Genomic DNA, 12,242 nt, shown 5'->3' on the forward strand with positions numbered 1-12,242 from the left:
TATTTCCATTAATGAATAATTTTTATTGAATTAAGAGAAGTTTTATTTGTTATTATAAATAAAAAGAGGTGCTTATAAAGCACCTCTTTCTTTTATATATTTTCAAAACCAGAAATCATTTCATCTTCATCAACTTCTCCAAATACTCCACTTTATCCTTTTCAGCTTGAACCAAACGCTCATAAAGTTCCACAATTTTATCAATTGGGTTGAAAGTGCATTCTAGCGCATTTGCATTAACAATACTATCGGTTATATCGTTGTCATATACATTATTAAAATAATTAACGACACCTTCATCTGAAAAACTTTTTATCGAATCAGCGGAAACTCCTAAAGCCTCTGCAATGACGTTTAGTTTTTCATCGTCAACTGTTTCGCTTCCTTCAATATTAGAAATCGTCTGTTGGCTCATGCCAATAGCAATGGCAAGTGCTTCTTGTTTCATTCCTCTAAGCTCACGAATGCGGCTTATGTTTCTCCCGATATGTTTTGGTTTTGCTGTTGTGCTCATACTTCAAAGATATTAAAAATCCTTAAAAATTAAGATATTGGTAAAAGACTATCTTTTTTGGTGAATTACCAAACCCGATGTTTTGTTAGAATGTATGCTATCGTTTATTTAGCCGAAACAAAAATACAATTTTTCGTACAATAATTAGTTATAATCAAAAACCATAAATAAAGGCCATGAAAACAGAAAACGAAAGCAATGCCAATCAAAACAAAATAATAGAATCGGTAGCTAGATTGGTATCAGATCTTTGTTTCGACGGAGAATATAAAAACCATACAGAATACTTAACCGAGATTTTCGAGCATCTTCTAGAAACGGAATCGGGAGACAGCCGTTCTTTACGAATTAAAATGCTAAGCTGCATTAGAACGAGTAAAATGCTAGCAAAAGCGCTAGAACCATTTTCAGACGAAGAAATACAAAAAGCCTGCGTTCAAATGATAAATGGGTAAAAAGAAGTATTTTATCGGTTTTCTAAGTAATTCGTGGTCAGAATAAAAGCTAACTAAAAGAAAATCAGTAACTTTAGCCTGAGTTTTTTAATTGGGGGCATCTAATTTTATTCAAAAATCATGAAAAAGTATGTAGCAATTTTATGTACACTTGCGTTCGTATTTTCTCTCGGCTGTTTTGCTCAGCGCACCAACCATGCCTCCGCTTCTCCAGCAACAGGAAAAACGACACTTTTGACGGATAGTCTTTCTAATGATGATTTGGTCATTCAATCTTATTATGTAGAAGAGAGAATAAATAAACTTTTTGGAGGTAGAATTATTACCTACCAAGTTTCAAAATTGGACATGGTCGACACTTACGATCTTGGACCAAACAATACTAGAACAGTAATTCCTAATTACGTAAAAAGAAAGCCTAAGGTAGCTCCAAATGCAATAGAGACCAAAACGCTTGTTGCAAGTTCGTCTGTCTCTGTAGAGCCCGTTAAAGTCGAAATTACAGCTCCCGCTCCAACAACTTCAAAATATGTAACCGTTAATATGGTTGATACCTACGAAAAAGTTATTGATAAAGGGTATAAATCTATCGATATGCTTAAAAAAGTAGCCGACCGTTTTTATTTTGAAGGGAATCTAAGCGCCGCAGCGGGCTATTACACGCAATTATTTGAAGAAGCCAAAGATTTAGAAGTTATTTATTATTACAGATATGCACAGTCCTTAAAAGCAATAAATGAAAATGAAAAAGCAAATACTTTAATGAAAAGGTTTAAGAGTGAAACTTTGAGTATGAAATAGAGTTTTACCTTTCGTAGGTTTTTTTAACGCAAAGAGCACTAAGATTTACGCAAAGGGCGCGAAGTTTTTTTAACGCAGAGAGCGCTAAGGTTTACGCAAAGTTCGCAAAGGTTTTTTTAAGTTAAATCTAAAGATTAAGTTCGCAAAGCTTTATGAGTATAAGGGTTTGCGAATTTTTTGTTTTACCTACAGTTCGTCAGGATGACAAGATTGAGTTAGTTTTTTTACCGCAGAGTGCGCTAAGATTTACGCAAAGTTCGCTAAGATTATTTTGAGCTAAATCTAAAGATTAAGTTCGCAAAGCTTTGTGTAGATAATGCTTTGCGAATTTTTTGTTTTACCTACAGTTTGTCATCCTGAGGAACGAAGGATCACACTCGCATATCGACACAGATTGACGAAATACTTTGTAGAGTTTCTAGTGCGATCCTTCCTTCGTCAGGATGACAAGATTGAGTTAATTTTTTTAACGCAAAGTGCGCTAAGATTTACGCAAAGAGCACAAAGCTATTTTAATGTGGAGTTTAGCCAAAATCTAAAGATTAAGTTCGCAAAGCTTTGTGTAGATAATGCTTTGCGAATTTTTTTGTTTTACCTACAGTTTGTCATCCTGAGGAACGAAGGATCACACTCGCATATCGACACAGATTGGAAATATGCTTTGTAGAGTTTCTAGTGCGATCCTTCCTTCGTCAGGATGACAAGATTGGGTTAATTTTTTTAACGCAAAGTGCGCTAAGATTTACGCAAAGAGCACAAAGGTATTTTAATTTGGAGTTTAGTCAAAATCTAAAGATTAAGTTCGCAAAGCTTTGTGTAGATAATGCTTTGCGAATTTTTTTTTGTTTTACCTACAGTTTGTCATCCTGAGGAACGAAGGATCACACTCGCATATCGATACAGATTGGCAACCTTTGCGATCTCTTTTATAGATTCCTATTAAGTCTCGGATAAAAAAAAACTCTTAGCGTCCTCTGCGTTAAATCTTTGCGACCTTTGCGTAAAAACCTTGCGCTCTTTGCGGTTAAATAAGCAGTCCTATAATATTGGAATTTGGGCAAAAAAAAAAGACCATCATTTCTGATAGTCTTTTTTGCTCCCCCTCTTGGGCTCGAACCAACCCCGATAGCTATCGGGGCTCTGATTAACAGGTTAGTTGTATTTTTCTTTCAATTTTAAAATAATATCGGGATACTTCATTAAGTTTTCAATATAAGTTTTGCTCTTCATGTTTTTGATATGCTTTTCTATTGAAAGTGCTTGGGTTTTGTTGGTACAGTCAAAACTAAGAAACAAAGTCCAGTCATTTGCATTTGCTGTAAATTTGTTGGAAGGTGAATTTTTGTGAAATTCCAATCTTAAGTCAAAATTAGTTGTATAACCAATATAATAGCGATTAAGCTTTAGGGAGTGTAAAATATATACAATATGATTCATGGTATAGGGATAAAAAAAAATACCACTTACATTTGTAAGTGGTATTTCTTAAGCTCCCCCTCTTGGGCTCGAACCAACCCCGATAGCTATCGGGGCTCTGATTAATAGGTTAGTTGTATTTTTCTTTCAGTTTTAAAATAATATCGGGATACTTGATTAAGTTTTCAATATAAGTTTTGCTCTTCATGTTTTTGATATGCTTTTCTATTGAAAGTGCTTGGGTTTTGTTGGTACAGTCAAAACTAAGAAACAAAGTCCAGTCATTTGCATTTGCTGTAAATTTGTTGGAAGGTGAATTTTTGTGAAATTCTAATCTTAAGTCAAAATTAGTTGTATAACCAATATAATAGCGATTAAGCTTTAGGGAGTGTAGAATATATACAATATGATTCATGATATAGGGATAAAAAAAATACCACTTACAATTTGTAAGTGGTATTTAATAAGCTCCCCCTCTTGGGCTCGAACCAAGGACCCTCTGATTAACAGTCAGATGCTCTAACCAACTGAGCTAAGGAGGAATCACCTTAAAAGGTTAATATGTTTGCTAAAAAAAGTTGCTCCCCCTCTTGGGCTCGAACCAAGGACCCTCTGATTAACAGTCAGATGCTCTAACCAACTGAGCTAAGGAGGAAAGTGTTGCTCTTTTTAGCGAGTGCAAATATAAAACTATTTTTAGTTTCTCAAAAACATTTTCACTCTTTTTTTGACTTTTTTTTACTTGCCTACAATTGCTTTGTAAATGTCGTTACCATTAGCAAATAGTAGTAGTGAAATAAGTAAAACAAAACCAACCATTTGCGCATTCTCTAAGAATTTATCGCTCGGTTTTTTGCCACTTACAATTTCATACAATAAAAACATTACGTGTCCACCATCAAGTGCCGGAATTGGCAATAAATTCATAACTCCAAGCATAATTGACAATAAAGCTGTGATTGACCAGAAAACTTCCCAGCTCCAAGAACTAGGGAAAATATTGTAAATCGCAGCAAAACCACCCACTTGTTTGTAAGCTTTAGTTTCTGGATTAAAAATCATCTTCAATTGTTTTCCGTAACCTACCAATTGATCTTTTCCTTTTTGAAGACCAACCGGAATAGATTCGAAGAAACCGTATTCTTTTGTACTTATTTTATAGTATCCTAGTTTTTCTAATGATTTCATATCTAAACCACCAGAAACGACACCTAATTTACCATCATTAGTAACTTTTAGAGTAATTGGAGTTTCTTTTAGATCACGTAAAACAACTGCAGGAATTTGTTTTCCTTTGTTCATATCCAAAACAGCTTTAGCTTCATCAAAATATTTAATTTTTTGTCCATTAAGAGAAAGAATCAAATCTTTTGGTTTTAAATTTTGGTTTGGAGAATCTTCCGCAATTTGGCTAATTGCAAAAGGTCTACGAATTCCAACAAGAAGCCCTTTTTCTGTTTTAGAAAGTTGGTCAACAAAATCAGTTGGCATAGTAATCGTTTGCTGTTGTCCGTTTCTTTCAATCAAAACGTGTTTTGCCATGATTACATTCATGTTCATATCACTGTCAAAGTTTTCTACCGCTTTACCATCAATAGAAATAATTTTATCACCAGTTTTAAAACCAGCTTTAAGCATAGCAGGATTTTCAATCGCAACACCATCTTTTAAGTCAGAGTTTGCAATGTAAGTATCTCCGTAAGCAAATGCCATTCCGATATAAATAATAAAAGCTAGAATAAAGTTTACAGTAACACCGCCAAGCATAATAATTAAACGCTGCCAAGCCGGTTTAGTACGAAATTCCCAAGGCTCAGGCGGAAGCGCCATTTGCTCTTTGTCCATACTTTCGTCAATCATTCCAGAAATTTTCACATAACCACCAAGCGGAAGCCATCCGATACCGTATTCTGTTTCTCCGATTTTCTTTTTGAAAAGTGAGTATTTAACATCAAAAAACAAATAAAATTTTTCGACTCTGGTTTTAAACAATTTAGCAGGGATAAAATGCCCTAATTCGTGAAGAATAATAAGTAAAGATAAACTCAATAGAAATTGAGAGAGTTTGATAACTATATCCATTTTTTGTTTTTAATTCGTATTTAACGCACAAAAGTAGCGTTTTCTATTTTAATATAAGAGTGCAAGATAGTGTTTAAGGTTTTAAATGTTTGTTAATAATTATATTAGTTTTTATTAAACAAAAAGTAAATCTCACTTATTGCATTAGTACTTCATTGCATGAAAATGTTACAAAATGTCCTATTCTGATATTTTTAAAACTTATTGGGGAGGTGTTTTTAAAATTTCAATTCTAATTTCATTTTTTAAGCTTAAAAGATTATTCTTAAATAGTTAACAAAACTATTTTGAATTTCTTAAAGACTTTTTTGTTTTATTAATTTTTTACAGTGAGAATATGAATTTTATTAGACAAATTGAAAGAATCAAAAAAATGCATAAGTTAATTTGCGGAGAAAAAACAGGCTCTCCTTTAGCATTTGCCAAAAGGTTATGTTTGAGCCGAAGCCAGTTTTATAACGAGCTAGATCTTATAAAAGAACTCGATGCGCCAGTAAAATATTGTAAAAAGAGGGAGACATTTTATTATGAAACTCCTTTTGAATTGATATTAATTTTTTCGCTAAAAACAATAAAAGATGATGAATCAAGAGAAATTTTTGGCGGTTCTAACTTCCGTCCAAGTTTATTGGACGGAACTCTGATAAGTTTGCTCTAACAAAATGCTTCTCGAGAAAATGAATTTTGTTGGATTTATTAATTAACCATTTAAATTTTAAAGTTATGAATTTAGAAGAATTGAATTTAGTTGAACTTAATGTTCAGGAATTAGAAGAAGTAGTAGGAGGTCATGAACCTTGTTTCTGGGCTGGTGTAGCAGCAGTAGCTTTTCCATGGGCAGCAGGAGCATGTTTGGCATATGTTATGGCACAATAATTAATTAGAAAAATGTAACAATGAAAACAGAGAATTTAGAATTAGAACAATTAAGTGAAATTGAGTTAATCCAAATTGAAGGAGGATCTCATTTAAAAGATTTTGTTGAAGGCATTGCTTGTGGCTTAGCATTTGCCGGATTTTTAGCTTCGGTTTTATAAATCTTTAAGAATGAAACTGTCCCTAACTTGGACAGTTTCATAAAAATTTAAAATACATCCTCAGAAGAGGTTTAAATACCCTTGTTTATGAAAAAAAAAATTATCTTCATTTTAGGAATAATATATTTCATTACGATTGTTATATTAAGAGAATATCCTGAAAAACACATTAGCTCTTTTTTAATCGGAATTTCTTGTTCGTTAACGGTTTTGTTTTTTATATATATAGTTAATAAAAAACAAAAAATTAAAAAATAAATAGTTATGAATTTTTCTAAAGGATTTTTAAAAGAAGGCCCCTTTCTTAAAATTGTTTTATTGATAGTTGCACTATCGTTTTTGTTGTATTGGGCAGGTTGTGTGTGTGGCAAGTTTACATATTATATATGCCATTAACTCTTTAAAACTAATCTCTTTCCAAAAAATAAATTGAAAATTCCACAGGAGTTGCTAGAAATTATAAAATCATAGAAAATGAAAGAAATCTCTATTGATTCTAAAAAAGTTCAAATTTTAGGAATGCTAATAAGTGTTCCGATTGTTTTGCTTTTCCTATTTGTTTTGTATTTGACATGGAATGAGATTTTTGCAGCGAATTTGAAAGTAGTAAAGCAAACATTTCAGTTTTTTGATAATAAAAAACTAAACGTACTTTTAATTTTATTGGTTCCTAATTTAATTATTTGCGTAGGTATACTTGTGCATGAAATTATACATGGAATTTTTATGGCGCTTTTTTCAAAAGAAGGATGGCAATCGGTAAAATTTGGTTTCATTAAGAAATATTTAATGCCTTTTGCAAATTGTATAGAACCGTTAGAATCCAAGAAGATGTTAGTTGTTGCACTTGCACCATTTTTTATTCTTGGATTATTGCCTTCAATTTATGGATTTCTTTATAATAATTTGACTTTTTTATTTATTGGCTTTTCCATGACTTTAGGTGCAGTCGGAGACTTTATCTATGCTTATTTAATATTCAAAGTAGGTTTAAATCATAAATTATTAGATCATAAGAGCAAAGTTGGTTTTATGATCATAGATTAAAATGAAATAAAGTGATCCAGCAAGAAAGAAGAATATCTATTCATCAAGGAAGTAAAGAAGAAGCAACTGTTTTGAAAATGTTATTGGAAAGTTTTTCTATTCAAGTTTTTGAAGATGCATCACTAATGTCTGTTTTGAACCCATGGGGAGTTTTAGTTGGAGATATAAATGCTATAAAACTAAAAGTAGCTGAAGAAGATTATGAAAAAGCAAAGGCAATAATTGATAATTACAATTCTGGAGAATACGATATTTAATTTATTGACAAGCACCGTAAATTAATTGATATGCAGTTTAGTTCAGACCCTATAAACACTCTCGAAAATCTTATTGCAAAAAACAAAACAAAAAGCTTTTCAATTTATTTGATAATTCTTCTTGCTGTTATCACTTTTTGGGGATTATTGCCAGTAATTAAATTAGATATAAGCAGTCAGAGTAGAGGAATAATTCGAAGTAAAATAGATAATGTTCCTGTTACAACAATTGTAAGTGGCAGAATAAATTGGATAGCTTTAAAGAATAATGTTTTTGTAAAAAAAGGAGATACACTTTTAAAGATCTCTAAAGAAAATTTGGAAAGCGATAAAAGAACCCAAGATACATTGTCAAGCTCTGTTTTGTTGTTGTTAAGTGATATTTCAAATCTTTTACAAAATAAGCCATCACAATTACAGACATCCACAGCGCGTGAAGATTTATTTAAATTTCAATCTGGAAAAAATGAACTGCAAAGCAAAATTTCTCACGCTCAGATAAATTATGACCGAAATAAGATTTTGTACGATAAAGATATTATCGCAAAAGCAGATTTTGAAAAATATGAATATGAGTTAAGCTTAGCCAAACAAGCATTGCAAAGTTTTATAAGTCAGCAAAAATCAACATGGGAAAATCAGAAAAGAGATTTAGAAGAACGATTAAAAAATCTTAATGGAACTGTTGCTAAAATAAACGTTGAGGCCAATAATTATTTCGTTTTGGCTCCCATTTCTGGAACTATAGAAAACTTTTCAGGGATTCAAAAAGGTTCTTTTATAAACGTATCGCAATCTATTGCAACAATTTCTTCTCCAGATCATCTTATTGTTGAGAATAATGTTTCTCCAAACGATATTGGTTTGATAAAGAAAAATCAAAAAGTAAAATTTCAAATAGATGCTTTTAATTATAATCAATGGGGGTTATTGGAAGGGAAAGTAATTGATATTGACCAAAATATAACAATGCAGGGAGAGCAAGCTTTTTTTAAAGTTCGCTGTGCATTAGATTCTAAAACTTTACATCTAAAATCAGGATATAAGACTGATGTTTCAAAAGGAATGACCTTAACTACGAGATATATAATTACACGCCGAAGTTTATTCGATTTGCTATTTGACAAAATAGACAATTGGCTCAACCCAAAACAACTATCAGCTTAAAATTAAATGGCTTCAATAAAAATAAAACAACATGATATTAAAGATTGTGGCGCTGCTTGTTTGGCATCTATTGGAAACCATTTCAAAGTTAATCTTCCAATAGCGAGAATTCGTCAGTATGCCAACACAGATAAGCGAGGCACGAATGTTCTTGGAATAATTGAAGCTGCCGAGAAAATGGGTTTTACAGCAAAAGGAGTAAAAGGAGGTTTAGACTCTTTAGATAAAATACCGCTTCCTGCTATTGCCCATATTATTGTAAAAGAGCAATTGCAACATTATGTAGTTATTTACAAAGTTGAAAAATCTACAATCACGGTTATGGATCCAGGTTTTGGCAAAATGGGAACATACACTTTTGAAGAATTTCAAAAAATATGGACAAGTGTTTTAATTCTTTTTGCACCAAATGATGATTTTAAAATAGTAGATGAAAAAACGTCACCTATAAAAAGGTTTTGGAATTTAATTCAGCCACACAAAACTATATTAATTCAAGCATTAATTGGCGCTATAGTATTTACAGTTTTAGGATTGGCTATGTCTATCTATATTCAAAAAATAACAGATTATGTTTTGGTTGATGGCAATAGAAATCTTCTTAATTTATTAAGTGTCTCTATGATCGCTATTATTTTGCTTCAAGCTTATATTGGGTCAAAGAAGAGTGTTTTTGTGATGAAAACTGGTCAGTTAATCGATGCTAAATTAATCTTAGGTTATTATAAACATTTGCTTCATCTGCCTCAACGATTTTTTGATACCATGCAGATTGGAGAAATCACATCAAGAATAAATGACGCTGTAAAAATAAGATCCTTTATAAATGAAACCGCAATCGAAATGATTGTAAATGTTTTTATTGTTGTCTTTTCATTTGCATTAATGTTTACTTATTATTGGAAATTGGCTTTGGTCATTATTCTGGTTATTCCGTTTTATGTTTTTGTTTATTTTCTGCTAAATAAATTCAACAAAAAGGTTGAAAGAAACATAATGGAGAATGCGGCAGAATTACAAACACAATTAGTTGAAAGCATTACGCATGTTAGAACTGTAAAGGAATTTGGGATTGAAGAGTTTTCAAATTTAAAAACCGAAAACAAATTTGTAAAACTATTATTCATAACCTATAAATCTGGTCTAAATGGCATTTTTGCCGCAACATCGACACAGTTTCTGGCATCTGTATTTACTGTAATCTTAATGTGGATTGGTTCAGGTTATGTAATCGACAGAGCAATTACTCCTGGAGAATTGTTTTCCTTTTATGCGTTAATCGGTTATTTTACTTCGCCCGTTGCATCCTTAATTAATATGAATAAAACAGCACAAAATGCACTAATTGCAGCAGACAGACTTTTTGAAATCATGGATTTGGAAAGAGAAGAAACAGAAAACAAAATTGAATTATCAAAAGAAAATTTGGGAGATATAAAATTTGAAAATGTTTCTTTTCGGTATGGATCTCGAGTCGAAGTTTTTAAAAATTTTAATGCCATATTCAAGAAAAACCAAACAACAGCGATTGTAGGTGAAAGCGGTAGCGGAAAAACTACTTTAATTTCGTTATTGCAAAACCTTTACCCAATAAAAGAAGGTAAAATTAATATTGGAGATTTTGATCTTCAACATGTTCATTATAAGAGTTTAAGGAAAATTGTTGGTGTTATTCCCCAACAGCTTAATTTGTTTTCTGGAAATATTATAGAAAACATTGCTTTAGGGGAATCTTTTCCTAATATTCAGAGAATTTTAGAGCTCTCAAAACAACTTGGAATTCATGAGTTTGTCGAAAAATTGCCAAACGGTTTTGAAACACAGATTGGTGAAAACGGAGCGATGCTTTCGGGCGGACAAAAACAAAGAATTGCCATTGCAAGAGCATTGTATAAAAATCCTGAAATCTTATTAATGGATGAAGCGACTGCATCATTAGATACTCATTCAGAAAAAATGGTGAAAGATGTTATTGATAATTTTAAATCCTCAGGAAAAACTATAATCGTCATTGCACATCGCTTGAGCACAATAGCCAATGCAGATACTATATTAGTTATGAAAAATGGTTCAATTGTGGAATCTGGAAATCATTTTGATTTGTTAGAACAAAAAACGGAGTATTTCAATTTGTGGAATAAGCAGAATTTGATTTAAATGTTTGTTAATTAATAAACATTTCGATTTCTCGTTTTAACAAGATACTGTAACTTTACTTTTTGAACACTGCCTTAATCAATTGGCAGTATAAACTCATTAAAAGTTACACGTATATGGCAACGAAATTATTTTCTCCGCTTACTATAAAAAATATCACTTTAAAAAATAGAATTGCAATCTCGCCCATGTGCCAGTATTCTGCAGTTGACGGATTTGCAAACGATTGGCATCTGGTTCATCTAGGAAGCCGTGCCAGTGGAGGCGCCGGACTAATTATTCAAGAAGCGACGGCGGTTTCTCCAGAAGCGAGAATTTCTCCAGCCGATTTAGGAATCTGGAAAGACGAACACATCGAAAAACTAAAACAAATCAATGCTTTTATTGTTTCTCAAAATTCGATTCCAGGAATTCAGTTAGCGCATGCAGGAAGAAAAGCAAGTGTTTCGGCTCCATGGTTGGGAAATAAAAAATTAGATTTCGCTCAAGGCGGATGGCAAACCGTTGCACCAAGTGCGATTCCGTATCATGACAACGAACCCTTTCTTCCAGAAACGTTAGATAAAAACGGAATCCAGAAAGTGATCTCCGATTTTAAAACGGCAACCAAAAGAGTAGTCGAAGCAGGATATCAAGTTGTAGAAATCCATGCGGCTCACGGATATTTATTGCACCAATTTTTATCGCCTTTAACAAACGTAAGGACAGATGAATATGGAGGAAGTTTCGAAAACAGAATTCGCTTCACTTTAGAAGTTGTAGAAGCAGTACAGTCAGAATGGCCTTCAGATTTACCTTTATTGGTTAGGATTTCAGCAACCGACTGGGCAGAAAATGGTTGGAACCCAGAAGAATCTGTACAGCTTTCCAAAATATTAAAAGAAAAAGGAGTAGATTTAATTGATGTTTCGTCAGGCGGATTGGTTTCGCATCAGAAAATCACATTAGGACCAGGTTATCAAGTTCCATTTGCAGAAAAAGTGAAACAAGAGGCGGGAATTTCTACAGGCGCAGTGGGTTTAATTACTGAAGCCAAACAAGCCGAAGAAATTTTAAATAAAAGCCAAGCCGATTTAATTCTGTTCGCCAGAGAATCTTTAAGAAAACCAAACCTTCCGTTGGATTTTGCTAAAGAACTAAACGACGATATTCAATGGCCAAAACAATACGAAAGAGCTAAACTTTAAATATTTTTATTAGCCACAGATTAAAATGATTTTTTTTAATTTTTTTTTTTTCGCCACGAATTGCACAAATTTTCACAAATCGTTGCGTTCAGAAACTTAAAAAAATTAGTGAAAATTTGTGT

The 12,242-nt window shown here is 32.4% G+C and carries 14 protein-coding genes and 2 tRNA genes; 10 read left to right on the forward strand and 6 right to left on the reverse strand.

Going from position 1 to position 12,242, the window contains the following annotated elements; translation table 11 throughout:
- Positions 1–115: 115 nt before the first annotated feature.
- A complete protein-coding gene (locus SOM12_RS17095; protein WP_320494497.1) occupies positions 116–514 on the reverse strand; it encodes a helix-turn-helix domain-containing protein in 399 nt (132 codons plus the stop codon).
- 176 nt (positions 515–690) lie between these two features.
- Here SOM12_RS17095 and SOM12_RS17100 point away from each other — a divergent pair, with 176 nt between their 5' ends.
- Positions 691–969 carry a hypothetical protein gene (locus SOM12_RS17100; RefSeq protein WP_320494498.1) on the forward strand — a complete coding sequence of 93 codons (279 nt, stop codon included), beginning with the start codon at positions 691–693 and terminating at the stop codon, positions 967–969.
- Between the two features lie 120 nt (positions 970–1,089).
- The gene (locus SOM12_RS17105; protein ID WP_320494499.1) at positions 1,090–1,770 is read left to right on the forward strand and encodes a hypothetical protein; all 681 of its coding nucleotides are present in this window, start codon (positions 1,090–1,092) and stop codon (positions 1,768–1,770) included.
- A 1,152-nt stretch (positions 1,771–2,922) separates the two neighbouring features.
- Here the strand turns inward: SOM12_RS17105 and SOM12_RS17110 are convergent.
- The 5 genes from SOM12_RS17110 to rseP all read right to left on the reverse strand — a co-directional run bounded on the left by SOM12_RS17110 (position 2,923) and on the right by rseP (position 5,268).
- Entirely contained in the window at positions 2,923–3,207 is a 285-nt protein-coding gene (locus SOM12_RS17110) for a GIY-YIG nuclease family protein (protein WP_320494500.1), read from the reverse strand.
- 109 nt (positions 3,208–3,316) lie between these two features.
- Positions 3,317–3,601: a GIY-YIG nuclease family protein gene (locus SOM12_RS17115; RefSeq protein WP_095929580.1), complete on the reverse strand. Its 285-nt coding sequence runs from the start codon at positions 3,599–3,601 to the stop codon at positions 3,317–3,319.
- A gap of 53 nt (positions 3,602–3,654) precedes the next feature.
- A tRNA-Asn gene (locus tag SOM12_RS17120) sits at positions 3,655–3,728 on the reverse strand.
- 39 nt (positions 3,729–3,767) lie between these two features.
- Positions 3,768–3,841, reverse strand: a tRNA-Asn gene (locus SOM12_RS17125).
- An 83-nt stretch (positions 3,842–3,924) separates the two neighbouring features.
- Positions 3,925–5,268 carry an RIP metalloprotease RseP gene (gene rseP, locus SOM12_RS17130; protein ID WP_320494502.1) on the reverse strand — a complete coding sequence of 448 codons (1,344 nt, stop codon included), beginning with the start codon at positions 5,266–5,268 and terminating at the stop codon, positions 3,925–3,927.
- Positions 5,269–5,641: 373 nt separating this feature from the next.
- On the opposite strand from rseP, the gene SOM12_RS17135 reads away from it, so the two are divergent.
- The 8 genes from SOM12_RS17135 to SOM12_RS17170 all read left to right on the forward strand — a co-directional run bounded on the left by SOM12_RS17135 (position 5,642) and on the right by SOM12_RS17170 (position 12,120).
- Positions 5,642–5,926: a hypothetical protein gene (locus tag SOM12_RS17135; protein ID WP_320494504.1), complete on the forward strand. Its 285-nt coding sequence runs from the start codon at positions 5,642–5,644 to the stop codon at positions 5,924–5,926.
- A 65-nt stretch (positions 5,927–5,991) separates the two neighbouring features.
- Positions 5,992–6,144 (forward strand): class IIb bacteriocin, lactobin A/cerein 7B family, encoded by a 153-nt coding sequence (locus SOM12_RS17140; protein WP_141248136.1) that lies wholly within the window; start codon positions 5,992–5,994, stop codon positions 6,142–6,144.
- Between the two features lie 20 nt (positions 6,145–6,164).
- Entirely contained in the window at positions 6,165–6,305 is a 141-nt protein-coding gene (locus SOM12_RS17145) for a hypothetical protein (RefSeq protein ID WP_320494506.1), read from the forward strand.
- Positions 6,306–6,779: 474 nt separating this feature from the next.
- Positions 6,780–7,352 carry a DUF3267 domain-containing protein gene (locus SOM12_RS17150; protein WP_095929583.1) on the forward strand — a complete coding sequence of 191 codons (573 nt, stop codon included), beginning with the start codon at positions 6,780–6,782 and terminating at the stop codon, positions 7,350–7,352.
- 11 nt (positions 7,353–7,363) lie between these two features.
- On the forward strand, positions 7,364–7,609 hold the full coding sequence (locus SOM12_RS17155) for a putative signal transducing protein (protein WP_095929584.1): 246 nt from the start codon (positions 7,364–7,366) through the stop codon (positions 7,607–7,609).
- A 108-nt stretch (positions 7,610–7,717) separates the two neighbouring features.
- Complete coding sequence (locus SOM12_RS17160; protein WP_320494511.1) at positions 7,718–8,776, forward strand: HlyD family secretion protein; 1,059 nt, start codon at positions 7,718–7,720, stop codon at positions 8,774–8,776.
- Between the two features lie 6 nt (positions 8,777–8,782).
- Positions 8,783–10,933: a peptidase domain-containing ABC transporter gene (locus SOM12_RS17165; protein ID WP_320494513.1), complete on the forward strand. Its 2,151-nt coding sequence runs from the start codon at positions 8,783–8,785 to the stop codon at positions 10,931–10,933.
- Positions 10,934–11,049: 116 nt separating this feature from the next.
- A complete protein-coding gene (locus SOM12_RS17170) occupies positions 11,050–12,120 on the forward strand; it encodes an NADH:flavin oxidoreductase/NADH oxidase (RefSeq protein ID WP_320494515.1) in 1,071 nt (356 codons plus the stop codon).
- The last annotated feature ends 122 nt before the right edge of the window (positions 12,121–12,242 follow it).

This window comes from Flavobacterium sp. CFBP9031 (assembly GCF_034044945.1).
Lineage (GTDB): Bacteria > Bacteroidota > Bacteroidia > Flavobacteriales > Flavobacteriaceae > Flavobacterium.